Origin of the sequence: Gordonia insulae, from assembly GCF_003855095.1 — a bacterium.
In the GTDB taxonomy this organism is placed as follows: domain Bacteria; phylum Actinomycetota; class Actinomycetes; order Mycobacteriales; family Mycobacteriaceae; genus Gordonia; species Gordonia insulae.
In genome coordinates, this window is sequence record NZ_CP033972.1 from 4,936,896 (window position 1) to 4,954,412 (window position 17,517).

Below are 17,517 nucleotides of genomic sequence, written 5' to 3' on the forward strand. Positions count from 1 at the left end.
ACAGGAGAGGTGACCGTGAACCAGGCCGAGATCGTCGAGCTTCTCGAGACTGCACTCACCGAACGGGAGATCTCGTTCAGCCGCAAGGATTCCGGTGGTGCCCAGGCCGATCACCTGCTGCTCGAACTGCCGGGCGAACGCAAGCTCACCACCACGGTGCTGTTGACCGCGGGGCCCCACGGGGTGCGCGTCGAGGCGTTCGTCTGCCGTCGCCCCGACGAGGATCACGAGGGCGTCTACCGCTACCTGCTGCGGCGCAATCGCCGTCTCTACGGGGTCGCCTACACCATCGACAACACCGGCGACATCTACCTCGTGGGACGGATCTCCGGCGACGCCCTCAGCGCCGACGAGATCGACCGGGTACTCGGCCAGGTGCTCGAGGCCGCCGACGGCGATTTCAACACGCTGCTCGAAATCGGCTTCGTCACCTCCATCCGCCGGGAGTGGGCGTGGCGGGTGTCGCGCGGCGAGTCGCTGCGCAATCTGCTGGCCTTCGAGCACCTCATCGACAAGGAGTCGTTGCCGGAGCCGGGCGAACCCCTGCCGGACCGCTACGTGCCGGGTGTGACCTCGGTGATCGATGCCGGTGAGCGGCCCGACGGCCCGCCCGCCGAGGACTGACCCGCGCCGAGTGGCCCCGTCACACGGGTATCGGCCATCTCGTAGAGTTGCCTTGCTGAACGCGGTATCGCGCGCGGTGAAATTCCGACGATGCGGACATCACGCCTCGATCAGAGAACCCGCCTTCCGGCCGGAATGTAACAACGAGTGTTGCTACGATTGCGCCGGAATTTACCAACGGAGGTGTCATGAGCTTCACGAGTCCCTTTCCCGACGTCGAGATCCCGAATCTCAGCGTCTATGACTTCCTGTTCGGATCGATCTCGGACGCGGACCTCGACCGTGTTGCGCTCGTCGACCCGAAGACGGGCGATGAGACGACCTACCGTCGGCTGATCGGTCAGATCGACGCCGCCGCCGGCGCACTGGCCGCGCGGGGATAGCGGTCGGCGATGTGGTGGGCGTGTTGTCGCCGAACATCCCGGCATTCGCGACCGTCTTCCACGGCATCCTGCGTGCGGGTGGCACGGCCACCACGATCAATGCGTTGTTCACCGCGCCGGAGATCGCGAAGCAGTTGACCGACGCCAAGGCGAAGATGCTGATCACCATCTCGCCGATGTTCGATCAGGCCGCGGCCGCGGCCAAGGAGGTCGGGATCTCCGACGAGAACCTCATCGTGCTCGACGGTGAGGGGCAGGAGAAGTCGGGTCATCCGAACGCGGTCGACCTGCTCGGCGCCGGTCTGCCGGCCCCCGACGTCACCATCGACCCGGCCACCCACGTCGCGGCGCTGCCGTACAGCTCCGGCACCACGGGCAACCCGAAGGGCGTCGCGCTCAGCCACCGCAACCTGGTCGCCAACGTCGCCCAGATCAAGCCGCTGCAGGGGATGACCCCCGATGACGTGGTGATCGCGGTGCTCCCGTTCTTCCACATCTACGGGATGACGGTGCTGCTCAACGCCGCGCTGTACAACCGCGGCCGCCTGGTCATCATGCCGCGCTTCGACCTCGTCGAGTTCCTGGAGAACATCCAGAAGTACAAGGTCACCAGCGCCTACATCGCACCGCCGGTCGCCGTCGCGCTGGCCAAGCACCCCATCGTCGACAACTACGACCTGTCATCGCTGCACACGATGATGTCGGGGGCCGCGCCGCTCGACGACGAGCTGGGCAAGGCGGTCGCCAAGCGGCTGAACCTGCACATGCTGCAGGGCTACGGCATGAGCGAGCTGTCCCCGGTCAGCCACCTCATCCCGTTCGACACGCAGGCCGCGCTCGGCCGCGAGGATCCGCCGCTGTCGTCCACCGGCTGGGCCATCCCGAACTCGGAGAACAAGCTCGTGGATCCCGCGACGGGCGACGAGATCGAGCTGCCGGGCGAAGGCCTGTCCGAGCCCGGCGAGCTGTGGGTCAAGGGCCCCAACGTGATGCTCGGATACCTGAACAACGAGCAGGCCACCGCCGACACCATCGACGCCGACGGCTATCTGCACACCGGTGACATGGCGCAGGTCGACCCGACCGGCTGCGTCTACATCGTCGACCGGCTCAAGGAGCTCATCAAGTACAAGGGCTACCAGGTGCCCCCGGCCGAGCTCGAGGCGCTGCTGCTCACCCACCCGAAGATCGCCGACACCGCGGTCATCGGTGTCAACGACGACGAGGGCGAGGAGATCCCGAAGGCGTTCGTCGTCACGCAGGCCGGCGCGGAGCTGACCGCGGACGAGGTCATCGAGTTCGTCGCGGCCAAGGTCGCCCCGCACAAGAAGGTCCGTGCCGTCGAGTTCATCGACGCCATCCCGAAGTCGGCGTCGGGCAAGATCCTGCGCAAGGATCTGCGCAAGTAGCTTCTGCCGCAGGTGGTCTCGATACGCCGGCTCGCCTGGCGGCTCGCGGGCTACTCGACCAGCGAAGGGTGCACCTGGCCGGTCGGGCGGCTCGCAGGCTACTCGACCAGCGAAGTACGGATATCTCGCTGGTCGAGTAGCCCGAGGCGCCAGCCGAGGGCGTATCGAGACCTGTCAGTTCACCTCTTCGAGATGACCTTCCGGAATCTGGCGCCGCTTGTGGTGCCAGTAGGTGAGTGCCCACAGGATCACGCCCAGCAGCAGTAGCCAGCCGGCGATGACGTACTGCTCCGGGTCGCGGCCGGTGAAGGGCAGTGTCAGGTACCCACAGGTGACGGCGCCCAGCACCGCGACGGGCACGCGCGTACGGAAATGCTCGTGCTGCACCGGCTTACGGCGCAGCACCAGAACCGAGATGTTCACGACGGTGAACACGGCGAGCAGCAGGAGTGCGGTGGTGCCGCCGAGTAGGCCGACGACCGAACTGTCCGGGTCGGCGCTGACGTAGACGAGCAGGCACAGGGCGATGACCGTGGTGAAGATGATGCCTGCCACCGGGGTCCGGCGCCCGGGATGCACATAGGCCAGGAATGACGGCAGCACACCCTGTTTGGCCATTCCGTAGAGCAGTCGGCTGGCCATCATCATGTTGATCAGCGCGGTGTTGGCCACCGCGAACATCGAGATCCACGGGAGCAGGTCGCCGATGGGGAAGTCCGGTGCCGCCGCCTGGACCACGTCCACGAGTGGCGTCTCGCTCTCGGCGAGGACACCGACCGGCACGATGGCCACCGCGCAGATCGAGATCAGGACGTAGACCACGGCGGTGATGGCCAGGCCGCTGAGCATCACCTTCGGGAAGATCCGGATGGGTTCCTTGCATTCCTCGGCCATGTTCACCGAGTCCTCGAACCCGACGAGGGCGAAGAACGCCAGAGATGTCGCCGCGGTGATCGCGATGAAGACGTTCTTGTCGTCGGGGGTCTCGAAGGCCACCACCGCGTCCCAGTGCTCGGCGTTGCCGCCGACGATGAACCAGTAGCCGATGAAGATCACCATCAGCAGGCCGGAGAGTTCGACGAGGGTCAGGACGACGTTGGTGCCGACGCCCTCGGCGACCCCGCGGAAGTTGATGAACATGACGACGAGCAGGAACGCGATCGCGAAGAACAGCAGGGCGGGGCTGGACGTGTCCGGCTTGTCGCCACCGCTGAACGCGGTCAGCATGTTCACCGCGAAAGCCCGGGATGCCGTGGTGGCCGACGTGATTCCCGAGCACATCACCGTGAACAACACGATGAACGTGATGAAGTGGATGCCGAACGCCTTGTGCACGTAGAGTGCCGCACCCGCGGCCTGCGGGTACTTGGTCACGAGCTCGAGGTACGAGAACGCGGTCAGGGTGGCGACTGCGAAGGCGATCAGGAACGGCAGCCAGGCCGCGCCACCGACCTCACCGGCCACCTGGCCGGTGAGGGCGTAGACGCCGGTCCCCAGGATGTCGCCGATGATGAAGAGCAGCAGCAGCTTCCAGCCGAGGACGCGCTTGAGTTCAGGTTGTTGGGGTGTTCCGGCGCCGCTCGCGCCGGGTTCCGCGCTGACAGTCATGTGCTGACGCTAATGCCGTTTTGCCTGATTCGCGCGTCTTCCGGCACACCTGTGACCCGATTGATTCGGGAACACCTCGTCGCCGTCGCACTCGCACCGTCTGTGAGAAACTGGCACGCATGAGCAACGGCACCTTGATTCTGATGCGGCACGGCGAGAGCGAGTGGAACGCGTCGAACCAGTTCACCGGCTGGGTCGACGTGGCGCTCACGGAGAAGGGCGAGGCCGAGGCGGTCCGCGCCGGTGAGTTGCTCGTCGAACACGATGTCCTGCCCGACATCCTCTACACATCGCTGCTGCGTCGCGCCATCCAGACCGCGCAGATCGCCCTCGACAAGTCGGACCGTCACTGGATCCCGGTCAAGCGTGACTGGCGCCTGAACGAACGTCACTACGGCGCACTGCAGGGCCTGAACAAGGCGGACACCCTGGAGAAGTACGGCCAGGAGCAGTTCATGTTGTGGCGCCGCAGCTACGACACCCCGCCGCCGCCCATCGAGCGCGACGCCCCGTACAGCCAGTCCGACGATCCGCGGTATGCCGATCTCGCGGAGGTGCCGCTGACGGAATGCCTCAAGGACGTCGTCGCACGCATGATCCCGTACTTCACCGAGACCATCGCGACCGATATCAAGGCGGGCAAGACCGTCCTCGTCGCCGCCCACGGGAACTCGCTGCGGGCGCTGGTGAAGTACCTCGACGACATCTCCGACGCCGACATCGCGGGGCTCAACATCCCCACCGGCAACCCGTTGCGCTACGACCTCGACGACGATCTCAAGCCGTTGAACCCCGGTGGGACCTACCTCGATCCGGAGGCTGCGGCGGCCGGCGCGGCGGCGGTTGCGGCACAGGGACAGAAGTAACCCGGGGTCCGGGGACCTGTAACACAAACGTCATGGTGCCGATGGTGTGACGCGCGCTACATTGGATGCCATGGCGGATGTCGGGACTCTACGGATCAATCATTCCCCTGCTCAGGAGCGTTACGAGGCGATCTTGAGCGATGACGACGAGGTGGTCGGGTATCTCGACTATGTCTCGGAGCCCTATCAGGTGGTGCTGACCCACACTGTCGTCCGGGAGCAGTTCAGCGGCCACGGTTACGCCGGTCAGCTGGTGCGCGTGGTACTCGACGACATCCGGGCGAGCGGCAAGCAGGTGGTGCCGGTGTGTTCGTATGTGCAGCGGTTCATCGCCCAGCACCCGGAGTACGCCGACATGGCGGTGCCGGTTCCGCAGTGAGCCCGCGGCCCGGTACGGGTCGGTGGCCGCGGCGTAGCACCGCACCCATGGCGGTCGTGTCCGCTTGGTCGAACAACGTGTGAACAGGCGCCGAACAATTCTCACGGATGTGCAGCGGGCGTTCGTCGCGCCGTAAGCTGCAGTTGTGAGCGTTGCCCTGGTTCTCGCGGCGATCGCGATCGCATTGTTCTGCGGAGTCTTTCTGGGACTCGGCTGGCACGGCCGCGGCTGGAGTTCACTCCGTCTGCGGCGAGTCGCCCCCGCATCCCGCGCCGCGCAGACGCCGATCGGGCCCGCGGATGTGACCACCGAGGTGGTCGAGGCGCGCTCGATCGTCGCCAACGCCCCGCGCGAGGTCGCCGCGGCCGCCGAATTGCGCGACTCCGACGTCGCACTGACCACCGATGACGGCCGGATGACCAAGGCCGGTCTGCTCAGCCTGATCGTGCGACACAGCGAGAACGCCGTCGCGGTCGTCGACCAGTTCCGCGACGTCGTGCTCTACAACCACCAGGCCGTCGAACTCGGCGTGGTCCGCGACCGGCTCCTCGCCGACGCGGTGTGGGACGCGGCCAAGGAAGTCCTCGACACCGAGGAACAGGCGCGCTTCGAGTTCAGTCCGCCGCAATCCTCGCTCGGTTTCGTCTCCACCGGACGCGCGACCGCCCCACATGTGGAGTCGGTGCGCTGTCTGGTCCGCCTCGTCGCCCACGGTTCCGAGCGATACGCCGTGGTGTACGGGATGGACGACACCGAGCACAGCCGTGTGGAGGCCACCCGGCGCGATTTCGTCGCGAACGTCTCGCACGAGTTGAAGACCCCGGTCGGCGCGATCGGCCTGCTCACCGAGGCCCTGCTCGAATCGGCCGACGACGAGCAGTCCGTCGAACACTTCGGTCGCCGGGTCCTGACCGAGGCCGACCGGATGGGCAACATGGTCAGTGAACTCATCGCACTCTCGCGCCTGCAGGGCGGCGAGACGTCGGAGTTCGCGACCGTCGACGTCGACGAACTGGTGTCCGAGGCCATCGCCACGGCCACCACCTCCGCCGAGGCGGTCGGGATTACGCTGCAGGCCGACGCGCCGTCCGGACTGACCGTGCGTGGCGATCGCCGGCTGCTGCTGACCGCGTTGAGCAATCTGGTGGTCAACGCGATCGCGTATTCGCCGCCCAACACGACCGTCTCGGTCAGTCGCCGGATCACGGCCTTCGACGGTCGCCCGATGGTGACGATCGCGGTGACCGATCGTGGTATCGGCATCGCCGCCGACGATCAGGAGCGCGTCTTCGAGCGCTTCTTCCGCGTCGACAAGGCGCGGTCGCGGCTGACCGGCGGCACCGGGCTCGGTCTGGCGATCGTCAAGCACGTCGCGGCCAACCACGGCGGCTCGATCGGCCTCTGGAGCAAACCCGGTACCGGCTCGACCTTCACCCTCCGCATCCCACAGGACCTGACCGCCGAGATCGTCGGTCCGGTGGAAGATCTCCCGGAACGTCCACCCCAACCAAAGGAATTGCATCGGTGACGCACGTACTGATCGTCGAGGACGAGGAATCCCTGGCCGACCCGTTGGCCTTCCTCCTCCGCAAAGAAGGCTTTGAGGCCAGTGTCATCAACGATGGGGCACAGGCACTCTCGGCCTTCGATCGGGTCAGTCCCGACATCGTCCTGCTCGACCTCATGCTGCCGGGCATGTCCGGCACCGAGATCTGCAAGTCGCTACGGGCACGCTCGACCGTGCCGGTGATCATGGTGACCGCCCGGGACAGTGAGATCGACAAGGTCGTCGGACTCGAACTCGGCGCCGACGACTACGTCACCAAGCCCTACTCGGCGCGGGAACTGATCGCGCGCATCCGCGCGGTGCTGCGGCGCGGCGGAGACGCGGGCGAGGAGGACCTGTCCATCGGCGTACTCGAGGAGGGGCCGGTCCGGATGGATGTCGAGCGACACACCGTCGCCGTGAACGGCGAGCCGATCACGTTGCCGCTCAAGGAGTTCGATCTGCTCGAGTATCTGCTCCGCAACGCCGGCCGGGTCCTCACCCGTGGCCAGCTGATCGACCGGGTGTGGGGCGCCGACTATGTCGGGGACACCAAGACGCTCGACGTCCACGTTAAGCGTCTGCGGTCCAAGATCGAACCGGACCCGGGTAATCCCAAGCACCTCGTGACGGTGCGCGGCCTCGGCTACAAGTACGAGCCGTGAGCCTCACTCATCGAGCAACTCGTACTTGATGTCGGTCTCGCGACGCGTCGTCGCGGCGGCGGTTGCCGGGTGGACGGCGATGAGTCCCAATCCGTTTCGGCGACGGCACGCCGCCGCCAGCACGTCATAGGCGGCCTCGCCGATCAGCTCGATCAGCTCGGGTCGATAGGACTCCCACACCTGGGTGGCGCCGACGTGCGCGTCGGGTGACCCCGAGCAGTACCACTTGAGGTCATGTCCGCCCTCGCCCCAGCCGCGACGATCGAACTCGGTGAGCGTGGTCCGCAGCACCTCGGTGCCGTCGGGGCGTTCCACCCAGTCCTCCTCCCGTCGCATCGGGAGCTGCCAGCAGACCTCGGGCTTGACCGTCAACGGCTCGATCCCACGACGCAGGGCCATCGAGTGCAGTGCGCAACCGGCGCCACCGTGGAAGCCCGGCCGATTCAAGAAGATGCAGGCGCCCTTGTACTTTCGGGTCTTGAGGGCAGGCTCGTCGTCGAGGTCGCCCTCCTCCAGGTAGCCGCGCGGGCCGAGTGGGTCCTTGCCGGAACCCTTCTTGTGGAATTGCCAGTCGTCCTCGGTCAGCATCGACATCGCCTTGGCGAGTTTCTTGCGGTCGTCCTTGTCGGACAGGTAGGCGCCATGGCTGCAGCAGCCGTCGTCCTCGCGACCCTCGATGATCCCCTGGCATGCCGGGGTGCCGAAGACACACGTCCAATGCGAGAGCAGCCATGTCATGTCCGCGTTGATGACGTGTTCAGGGTTCTCGGGGTCGGCGAATTCGTACCATTCGCGAGGGAAGTCGAGATCTACCTCGGGCGCTGGTCTCATGCGCGTCGGAGCGTCGGTGCGGGCCACGATGTCCACGGTAACCGTCGGCGACGCGCGACGCCGGATCGCACGCCGTGCCCCCGGTGCCCCTGCGCGGCAGCGTGACGATCCGGGTTGGATCCGGGTCTGTGGTGTGGCGTCGGCGACGACACACTAGGGTTGGCGGACGTGCGTCTAGGAGTGCTCGACGTGGGCAGCAACACCGTCCACCTACTGGTGGTCGATGCCCATCGCGGTGGCCACCCGACCCCGATGAGTTCCACCAAATCCGTCCTACGTCTCGCCGAGCAGATCGACGAGCGTGGGCGACTCACCGACCGCGCGGCCGGCAAGCTGATCGAGTCCGTGGACGAGTTCACCCACATCGCGTCGACGTCGGGTTGCGAACAGATCATGGCGTTCGCGACGTCGGCGGTGCGCGACGCCCGCAACAGCGACGAGGTGCTCGCCGAGGTCGCCCGCAAGACCGGCGTGCAGGTGCAGGTGCTGTCGGGCCGCGACGAGGCGCGACTGACCTCGCTGGCGGTGCGCCGGTGGTACGGGTGGAGCGCCGGACGGATCCTGGCTCTCGACATCGGTGGCGGCTCGCTGGAGATGTCGAACGGCGTGGACGAGGAACCGGACTGCGCGCTGTCGCTGCCGCTCGGCGCCGGACGACTCACCCGCGAGTGGCTGCCCGGCGACCCCCCGGACCGTCGACGGGTCGCGGTACTGCGTGACTGGCTCGACGCCGAGCTGCGCCCGGCGGCCAAGGACCTGCTCGGGCCGGGCACACCCGACCTCGCGGTCGGGACGTCGAAGACCTTCCGGAGTCTGGCCCGGCTGACCGGTGCCGCGCCGTCGAGTGCCGGCCCTCGGGTGAAGCGCGAGCTCACCTCGAGCGGATTGCGGCAGCTCATCTCCTTCATCTCGCGGATGACGCGCGACGACCGTGCCGAGCTCGAGGGCGTGAGCGCCGACCGGGCAGGTCAACTGGTCGCCGGAGCCCTCGTCGCGGAGGCGGCCATGCGGGCGCTGTCAGTCGATACACTTGAGATCTGTCCGTGGGCGCTGCGCGAGGGGGTCATCCTGCAACGGCTCGATGCCGAACCGGCGCGGACTGCGGAGGGAATCGGAACCGAGGCGATCGGAACCGAGGAGCTCGGGACCGGCGCCATCGGGAACCGGGCCGCGGGAACCGGGGGAGCGGGCCGCGGCGTTGGATGACCGGTGCACGCGATCGGGGATCGCCGGCGCCACCGGACACACGCATACACATGTCCCGCGCGGGGCGGGTTGAACTCGAGGACGGAGAGCGCACTTCATGGCTGAGGAACCGGATTCGGGATCCAGCGGCGCCGGTAGCGGGCCGGATGCCGCCGACTCGCGACCGATCTCTGTGTCGGAGTTGTTGGCACGTAGCCGCGAAGCGGGTGGCTCGACCGGCGGTACGCGAGAAGGGCGCGGACGGCGACGTGTCGGTCGTGAGGGATCGGTGTCGGTCTCCGAACTGACCGGCGAGATCCCGCGCGTCCGCTCGATCCCCGCCGAGGAGGCCCCGAACCCGACAGAGGTCCCGAACCGGACAGAGGCACCGAGTCGGACGCCGGCGGCCAAGCAGGCGCCCGCGCCGCAACCGACGACCGCGCCGCAACCGACCACCGCCTCGCAACCGACCCCGCCCCGGCGCCCGACTCCTGCGCCGGAACCGACTGCGACCTCGGCCCCTGCACCGACACCGACTCCGGCAGCGGGACCGACTCCGACAGCGGCCCAGGCCCCGGCCGAGAACGCGCCGGCCGCCGGCGGTCCGATTGCCGGCCGACGTCCTGAGACCCCGTCGTTCCCGCGATCGGCGAATCCCGTCGCCCGACGTTATGCGGAGGACCGGCCCATCGCGGACCGCTCCACGGCGCCCGGCCGAGGCCAGGACGGACCGTCATGGCCCGCAGGTGCCACTGCCAGCGGCATGCCGGGGTACGCCCAGCCCTCCACCCGGGACTTCAGTTCGGATGCGGTGGCGAGGCGCCTGGCGCCTGATCGGACCGACGTGGGCGGGGTGGCATCGAAGCGCGGGTCGGGCGCCGACGAGGACAACGCCAACGCCGTCACCGGCATCATCCCGATCGTCGACGATCAGGCCGAGGGTCTCGTCGTCGTCGATGCGGACGACGTCGACGTGGTGGATCTGGCATCGCCCGCCGGCGGCTCGGACGATCCCGCCGGCTTCGCCGAGGTGATGGACGACTTCGAGGCCTACCGCGCTTTCGCCGACGTCGAAGAAGAGGAGCCGGCACCCAAGAAGAGTCGCTTCGGGTGGCGGAAGAAGAAGGCGGACCGCTCGGCCCGGCCCGCGGCCGCCCGAGCCCGCGAACACGGCGCGAACCCGGCCGCGTTCACCGCCGCGCCGGTGCCGGAACCCGCCCCGACCGCCCGGCCGACACCGACCGCCGACGACGAGATCGTCGAGATCGACGAGAACCCCACCGATACGGTCGACCCGGTCACCGACGTACCGGACTCCATTCCCGCGGAGCGTCCCGCCGAGATCGTCGACCACACGAATGACGTGGACGACCGGATCGACATCGACGATGAACCGGTCGAGCACGAACCGATCGACGACGCGGTCGACGCCTCGACCGAGCCGGTCGAGTCACCCGTCGGTGTCTTCACGGCGCCGGTGGCCGCCGCGGCCGTCCCGGCCGCCGATCACGCCGACGACGAGCCGATCGAGACCACCACCGATCCGGCGACCGTACGGGCCGAACTCACCGGCGGTGAACGCGAACCCGCCGAGGCCCATGCGGGCCGCGAGTTCTCACCGGCGGTCGCGTGGCTGTTGATCATCGGGCAGTCCCTGGCCGGCCTCGCCGTCGGCGTCGGACTGTTCTGGGGATTCACCGAGCTGTGGAAGTGGAACGTCTACTTCGCGCTGGTTCTCGCCGTGCTGGTCATCTTCGGCATCGTGACGTTTGCGCACGTGGTCCGCCGGACCAAGGACCTCACCACCACCCTGCTCGCGCTCGGCGTCGGACTGATCGTCACGATCGGCCCGCTGGTGCTGCTGGCAACCTGAGCGAGACCGTGACACAGCCCCCACCTCCGCCGCCTGCGGTCCCCGAGGTCCGCGACATCCCGATCGGGCTGTCCACGGCGTCGGTCTATCCGCAGAACACCGAGGCGGCGTTCGCGTATGCGGCCGAACTCGGTTTCGACGGCGTCGAGCTGATGGTGTGGGGTGAGGCGGTCAGCCAGGACATCCGCCACGTCGAGTACCTCTCCGAGCGATATCAGGTGCCGGTGCTGTCGATCCACGCCCCGTGCCTGCTGATCTCACAGCGGGTGTGGGGTCGGGACCCGCTGGTGAAGCTGGCGCGGTCGGTGCAGGCGGCCGAGGACCTCGGCGCGGAGACGGTCGTCGTACATCCGCCGTTCCGGTGGCAGCGTGCCTACGTCGAGGGCTTCGACGACATGGTCGCCGAACTCGAGGACGACAGCGGGATCGCGATCGCAGTGGAGAACATGTTCCCGATGCGCGCCGATCGCCTCTTCGGTGCGGGTGAACGTTCCGCGCGGCGGCTCCTCGATCGGGGTGGGCGCCCGGGCCTGGCGGCGTCGGCGTTCGGGAAGTCGATCGACCCGACCGACGACGGCTACGCGCACTACACCCTCGATCTGTCGCACACCGCGACCGCGGGTGCCGATGCGCTGGCCATGTTCGACCGCATGGGTTCGGCGCTCACCCATCTCCACCTGGCCGACGGCGACGGCGCCGCGACCGACGAACATCTCATGCCCGGCGACGGCAACCAGCCCTGCGCCGAGGTGTGCCGCCGACTCGCCGACAGCGACTTCGACGGCGCGGTTGTGCTCGAGGTCACCACCAGCTCGGCGCGCACCAAACCCGAACGCAGTGCGCTGTTGGCACGTTCGCTAGATTTTGCCCGGCGGCACCTCGATCGGGGGCTGCCTTCAGACGAGTCCGGGCGGGTCCGATCAGAACGTGGCTGATCGCGGTGCTGCAACCAGGTCCGGCGCGACGAAAAGCGGAACGATGACCGAGAAGTTGACCGAGATCCTGGTTCTCACCGAGGTGTCCCGACCGGGGGCCGATCGCATCACCTATCGAGCCGTGATCGATCCGGTGTTCACCATCGGACCCAAGGTGCACGGCGGCAGCCTGCAGATGGTCGTCGCACACGCCGCCCGACGCGCGCTCGTCGAGCTGGCGTCGCCGGTCGCGCCGGACGCCGACGATCACGAGGCCGCCAAGATCCCCGTCGCCATCTCCAGTGACTACCTGGCCGCGCCCGACGCCGCCGAGATCGATCTCGAGGTGACAGTGCGCAAACGCGGTCGCACGGTCACCGTGATGACCGTGGACGCCGTGCAGAACGGTCGCACGATGGTGGCCTCGTCGGTCACCTGCGCCCGCCCGGACACCGGCGCCCCGCACCACACGTCGCCGACGGTCCTCGACGGCACGCCGGCCGACCCACCCGCCGACGGCATCGGCCTCGACAACTCGCCGATCTCCGAGGTCAACCACCTCGGTCCGGCCCTGGACCTGGTGCTCGACGCGGAGACCTTCCCCATCGCGCGCGGGGAGAAGGGCGACCCGGTGGTCCGGGGCTGGGCCCGGCCGAAGGGCGGTGCCCACCCCGACACCGGCTTCGCGGTCCTCGTCTGCGACATCTCGCCGCCGGTCGTGATGAACCTCGCCCTGTTCGGCTGGGCCCCGACCGTGCAGCTGACCACCTACGTTCGCCGCCATCCCGCTCCCGGCTGGTTGCGGTTCGCGGCGACGAGTACCGAAGTGGGGCCCGGGATGTTCGAGGAGGATCATCTCGTGGTGGACTCGACCGGGACCGTCGTCGCGCAGTCGAGGCAGCTGGCGCTCATCCCGCAACGTTCGTGACGACGACTGTCGTGACCAGAGCGTGCATGACCCACACAGGCACATCAGGAAGGCATCACCCGTGACCGAACGCATCGCCATCGTTGGTGGCGGAAAGATCGGCGAGGCCCTGCTGGCCGGTCTGATCCAGTCCGGTAAGCAGACCAAGAATCTCGTCGTCGCCGAGAAGGTACCGAGCCGCGCCAAGGAGATCGCCGACGAGTACGGCGTACTGGTGACGGACCTGACGTCGGCGGCCGAGGGCGCCCAGTACGTGTTCCTGGCGATCAAGCCGGACGACGTCGACTCGGTGTTGCGGCAGCTGGCGGGTGCCGAGGACAACGCGGAATCCGAGCGGGTGACGGTCACGCTGGTCGCCGGTCTGCCGATCTCGCGCTACGAGAACGCGCTGCAGGCGGGCTCCCCGGTCGTGCGGGTCATGGCGAACACCCCGATGCTGGTCAACGAGGCGATGTCGGCGGTGTCGGCGGGCCGCTATGTCAGCGACGAGCAACTCGCCGCGGTGACGGCACTTCTCGAGACGGTCGGCCGGGTCGCTGTGGTCCCGGAGAAACAGATGGACGCGGTCACCGCGGTCTCTGGCTCGGGGCCGGCCTACATCTTCCTGATGGCCGAGGCGATGATCGATGCCGGCGTTGCCCTCGGTCTCACGCGCATGCAGGCCACCGAGCTGACCGTGCAGACCGTGAAGGGCGCCGGGCTGCTGATGAGTGAATCGGGACTGTCGCCGGTGGATCTGCGGGCTGCGGTGACGTCGCCCGGCGGGACGACGGCGGCGGCGATCCGGGAGTTCGAGGCCAACGGCCTCCGACACGGCGTCTACCAGGCCACCCGGGCATGCGCGATGGTCAGCGCCAAGGGTCGGCTTCGACCCGACGTTGAGGGTTTGACGGGCTCCGGCGGGACACGAGGCGACTCCGACACCCCATGATTTAGGGCCAAATCCAGAGAAAACCCCAGGATGTAGGGGTCGATGTCACTTTCGGCGCAATTTTCACACAACTCACGTCGCTTTTTTAACATCAGCCACGCTAAGCTCCTTTAAGCACGTGCGTGTCTGATGTCCGCCGGAGGGGAAGCCGGCGGCCGCGACGCGTGCTCCGGAGGTATGAGTAATTCATGGCATCTGCAGATAAGCCTGGTGACAGGACCGGCGCGGTGAGCAATGCGAACTCTGGCTCGCAGTTCCTCACGGTCGCCGAAGTCGCAGCGCTGATGCGCGTCTCGAAGATGACGGTCTACCGACTCGTGCACAGCGGCGAACTGCCTGCTGTCCGCGTCGGCCGTTCTTTCCGGGTGCACGCGAAAGCCGTGCACGATTACCTGGAGACCTCGTACTTCGACGTCGGCTGACGCCACCGCGTTCGATACTCGCTCCCTCGGTCGTCGCCCTCCACGGGTGTCTCGGCCGGGGGAGTTGTGGGTTCTGCGGCTCTTCCTGGGCGGTCTCGACCGACCGGATTTTCGTCTGACCATCACCGACCGGTAATGTGGGACTTCGCGTGCTGATGCCCACGCGTTGCGTCATGCATCGGCGGGGCACGCCAGAGAATTTCAGAGTAACCGCGTCAACTGTGAGGAAGCACCCCGATGGGTTCAGTTATCAAGAAGCGCCGCAAGCGCATGTCGAAGAAGAAGCACCGCAAGTTGCTGCGGCGGACCCGGGTGCAGCGTCGCAAGCTCGGCAAGTAGTCCGAGCTCTCGGCCGGTTGCCGGGGCGCAGTGAAGAACCCGCCTGTGTGCGGGTTCTTCGTGTATCCGGCGCAGGCAGGGGGCGAGCGGCGTCCCGCGAACCCCGCTAGCCTGGCACCATGCCGGACGAAGCCACCCCCACGACGCCCCGGACCGTTCTGGTCACGGGGGCGTCGACCTTTCTCGGCGGCTATCTCGTCGCCCGCCTGGCCGCCAACCCGGCGATCGAACGCGTCCTCGCGGTCGATTCGCGGGTACCTCGCAAGGATCTGATGCGCCGGATGGGGCGTGCGGAGTTCCTGCGCCTGGACATCCGACGACCGGCGATCGCCAAGGCCATCGCCGGCTACGAGGTCGACACGGTGGTCCATGCGGCGACCTCGATCATGGAGACCGCGCCGCACTCGTCGGCGATCAAGGAGTTCAACGTGGTCGGCGCGATGCAGGTGTGTGCGGCCTGCCAGCGCAGTCCCTCGGTGAAGCGACTGATCCTACGGTCGACGGCCATGGTCTACGGCGCGAGCGCGCACGATCCGTCGCATTTCTCCGAGGGGACGCCGGCGCGGCGCGAACCGAAACGCGGGTACGGGCGCGACCTCCTCGACATCGAGGGCTACGTCCGTGGGCTCGGCCGGCGACGGCAGGACATCGAGGTGACCATCGTGCGGCCACAGGCGATCCTGGGGCCGCGGATCAACACCCGGATGGGGTCGTATCTCGCGCTGCCGGTCGTGCCGACGGTGATCGGCTATCAGCCGCGACTGCAGTTCCTCCACGAGGAGGACGCGCTCGCGGCGATGGAGCACGTGACACTGGGCAGCAAGGTCGGCACCTTCAATGTGTCCGGCGAGGGTGTGGTGACGCTGACGCAGGCCATCCGTCGGATCGGGCACATCGAGTTGCCGGTGCCGAGCAGTCTGCTCGCGCCGATCACCGGCGTCTTCCAGGATCTGCGGTCGGCGAAGCTGCGCTCGAGTCAGACCGAGTACCTCACCTACGGCCGAGTGCTCGACACGACGCGCATGCGGTCGGAACTCGGCTTCGCGCCACGGTTTTCGACGCTCGAGACACTCGACGACTTCATCGAACGTGGTGGCTCGACCGCGGTTGTCGAGCCGGATTCGTGGCGGTCGTTGGAACGTCGGGTGGTCGCCGCGGCGCATCAATTGCAATGAAATCCGTTGCAGTGAATGTGCTGCGCACGGCGGTACGTGAGATCGCACACAACTGAGCGCAACGCGGATCCAACGTTTAGACTTGGACGTCAGACCCACTCCGAATCACGCGTAGCATGGTGGCTGATCGCCAGCGCGAATGTCGGAGTCGATCGCAATCAACAGACGCAGGGGTGAGCAGCTTGGCAGGTGGCGGCGCGACCGACGCACGTACCGCGAAGGTCATCCAGCTCTACGCGACGCCCGGTGGTGCTGAGGCCTCCGGTGGTCGACGCTCCTCACGTGAGCAGGGTCGCCGACGTCACCCCAGTCAGCAGACCGGCGTTGCACCGTCGAAATCCGCAGCTGCACAAAGAAATTCGGTATCAAAAGCGCAGTCTGGACATCCCAACACCGACGGTTTCGGCCGTCCGCCCGCAGCCGTCACGCCGATCTCCGACGACGTCCGGTTGCCGGCGGAGACGCTCGGCGTCGAGCACCTGGGACCCAATCGCTCGAGTCCGCTGTTCTCCCTGTCGGGTATCCGGGGCGCGGTCGCCGACTCGCTGACCGCGACCGCCGGCTTCATCCGGGAGCGCATGACCGGCGAGTACGAGGTCGACGAGTTCGGCTTCGACCCGCACTTCACCGAATCGGTCTGGTTGCCCGCCGTTCGCCAGGTCTACGAGAAGTGGTTCCGGGTTGAGGTCACCGGAATCGAAAACCTTCCCCTCGAGGGCGGGGCGCTGCTCGTCGCCAACCACGCCGGCACCATCCCGGTCGACGCGATCATGACCTCGGTCGCTGTGCGGGACAACCACCCGACCAATCGGTATCTCCGAGTTCTGGCCGCCGACATGGTGTTTGACACGCCGGGCGTCAGCGAGGTCGCGCGCCGCTTCGGCGCAACGCTCGCGTGCACCAACGACGCAGATCGACTGCTGCGGGCGGGTGAGCTGACCGCGGTGTGGCCCGAGGGCTACAAGGGCATCGGCAAGCTGTACAAGGACCGCTACAAACTGCAGCGCTTCGGGCGTGGCGGGTTCGTCACCACGGCGCTGCGCAACGCCGCCCCGATCATCCCGGTCTCCATTGTCGGATCCGAGGAGATCTACCCGATGCTGGCCGACCTCAAGCCGCTGGCGAAGATCCTCGGGTTGCCGTACTTCCCGGTCACCCCGCTGTTTCCCTGGCTGGGGCCGCTGGGCGTGGTGCCGCTACCGTCCAAGTGGCACATCCATTTCGGGCGTCCGATCGAGACGGGGTCCTACGACGAGGCATCCGCCGACGACCCGATGGTGGTCTTCGACCTCACCGATCATGTCCGCGAGGAAATCCAGCAGACCTTGTTCCGGATGCTCAGCCGTCGCGGTAGCGTCTACTTCGGCTGATCGGCCGGCAGCTGCGCGACGACCGGCCGACGGCGTTCTCTCTCGGGGTGGACGAAGGGCGGGGTCGTA

The 17,517-nt window shown here is 67.5% G+C and carries 16 protein-coding genes and 1 pseudogene; 15 read left to right on the forward strand and 2 right to left on the reverse strand.

Going from position 1 to position 17,517, the window contains the following annotated elements; translation table 11 throughout:
- The first annotated feature begins 15 nt into the window (after positions 1–15).
- On the forward strand, positions 16–624 hold the full coding sequence (locus D7316_RS22535; protein ID WP_124711514.1) for a type III secretion system chaperone family protein: 609 nt from the start codon (positions 16–18) through the stop codon (positions 622–624).
- Positions 625–812: 188 nt separating this feature from the next.
- Positions 813–2,416, forward strand: a pseudogene (locus tag D7316_RS22540) (AMP-binding protein).
- A 174-nt stretch (positions 2,417–2,590) separates the two neighbouring features.
- Here D7316_RS22540 and D7316_RS22545 read toward each other — a convergent pair.
- Positions 2,591–4,024, reverse strand: a complete 1,434-nt coding sequence (locus D7316_RS22545) for an APC family permease (RefSeq protein WP_124710252.1) — start codon at positions 4,022–4,024, stop codon at positions 2,591–2,593.
- A 119-nt stretch (positions 4,025–4,143) separates the two neighbouring features.
- Between D7316_RS22545 and D7316_RS22550 the strand changes: the two genes are divergently transcribed.
- From D7316_RS22550 to D7316_RS22565, 4 genes are all read left to right on the forward strand, one after another.
- Positions 4,144–4,890, forward strand: a complete 747-nt coding sequence (locus D7316_RS22550; protein ID WP_124710253.1) for a phosphoglyceromutase — start codon at positions 4,144–4,146, stop codon at positions 4,888–4,890.
- 70 nt (positions 4,891–4,960) lie between these two features.
- Positions 4,961–5,269 carry a GNAT family N-acetyltransferase gene (locus D7316_RS22555; protein ID WP_124710254.1) on the forward strand — a complete coding sequence of 103 codons (309 nt, stop codon included), beginning with the start codon at positions 4,961–4,963 and terminating at the stop codon, positions 5,267–5,269.
- A 145-nt stretch (positions 5,270–5,414) separates the two neighbouring features.
- Positions 5,415–6,797, forward strand: coding sequence for a sensor histidine kinase (locus D7316_RS22560; protein WP_232017029.1), 1,383 nt, complete (start codon positions 5,415–5,417; stop codon positions 6,795–6,797).
- Positions 6,794–7,480, forward strand: coding sequence for a response regulator transcription factor (locus D7316_RS22565; RefSeq protein WP_124710255.1), 687 nt, complete (start codon positions 6,794–6,796; stop codon positions 7,478–7,480). Before D7316_RS22560 ends, D7316_RS22565 begins: the two co-directional genes overlap by 4 nt.
- A 3-nt stretch (positions 7,481–7,483) precedes the next feature.
- Here the strand turns inward: D7316_RS22565 and D7316_RS22570 are convergent, their stop codons facing one another.
- A complete protein-coding gene (locus tag D7316_RS22570) occupies positions 7,484–8,311 on the reverse strand; it encodes a hypothetical protein (RefSeq protein WP_124710256.1) in 828 nt (275 codons plus the stop codon).
- Positions 8,312–8,479: 168 nt separating this feature from the next.
- On the opposite strand from D7316_RS22570, the gene D7316_RS22575 reads away from it, so the two are divergent.
- The 9 genes from D7316_RS22575 to D7316_RS22615 all read left to right on the forward strand — a co-directional run bounded on the left by D7316_RS22575 (position 8,480) and on the right by D7316_RS22615 (position 17,448).
- Complete coding sequence (locus D7316_RS22575) at positions 8,480–9,517, forward strand: Ppx/GppA phosphatase family protein (RefSeq protein WP_124710257.1); 1,038 nt, start codon at positions 8,480–8,482, stop codon at positions 9,515–9,517.
- A gap of 97 nt (positions 9,518–9,614) precedes the next feature.
- A complete protein-coding gene (locus tag D7316_RS22580) occupies positions 9,615–11,369 on the forward strand; it encodes a hypothetical protein (protein ID WP_124710258.1) in 1,755 nt (584 codons plus the stop codon).
- Positions 11,370–11,377: 8 nt separating this feature from the next.
- Positions 11,378–12,304: a sugar phosphate isomerase/epimerase family protein gene (locus D7316_RS22585; protein WP_124710259.1), complete on the forward strand. Its 927-nt coding sequence runs from the start codon at positions 11,378–11,380 to the stop codon at positions 12,302–12,304.
- A gap of 43 nt (positions 12,305–12,347) precedes the next feature.
- Positions 12,348–13,211, forward strand: a complete 864-nt coding sequence (locus tag D7316_RS22590) for a thioesterase family protein (RefSeq protein WP_124710260.1) — start codon at positions 12,348–12,350, stop codon at positions 13,209–13,211.
- A 61-nt stretch (positions 13,212–13,272) separates the two neighbouring features.
- Positions 13,273–14,142, forward strand: a complete 870-nt coding sequence (gene proC / locus D7316_RS22595; RefSeq protein ID WP_124710261.1) for a pyrroline-5-carboxylate reductase — start codon at positions 13,273–13,275, stop codon at positions 14,140–14,142.
- Positions 14,143–14,330: 188 nt separating this feature from the next.
- Positions 14,331–14,564: a helix-turn-helix domain-containing protein gene (locus tag D7316_RS22600; protein WP_124710262.1), complete on the forward strand. Its 234-nt coding sequence runs from the start codon at positions 14,331–14,333 to the stop codon at positions 14,562–14,564.
- 237 nt (positions 14,565–14,801) lie between these two features.
- Entirely contained in the window at positions 14,802–14,903 is a 102-nt protein-coding gene (locus tag D7316_RS22605; RefSeq protein WP_003402602.1) for a 30S ribosomal protein bS22, read from the forward strand.
- Between the two features lie 119 nt (positions 14,904–15,022).
- On the forward strand, positions 15,023–16,078 hold the full coding sequence (locus tag D7316_RS22610) for an NAD-dependent epimerase/dehydratase family protein (RefSeq protein WP_124710263.1): 1,056 nt from the start codon (positions 15,023–15,025) through the stop codon (positions 16,076–16,078).
- Positions 16,079–16,251: 173 nt separating this feature from the next.
- Entirely contained in the window at positions 16,252–17,448 is a 1,197-nt protein-coding gene (locus D7316_RS22615; protein ID WP_197718290.1) for a lysophospholipid acyltransferase family protein, read from the forward strand.
- Positions 17,449–17,517 lie beyond the last annotated feature (69 nt).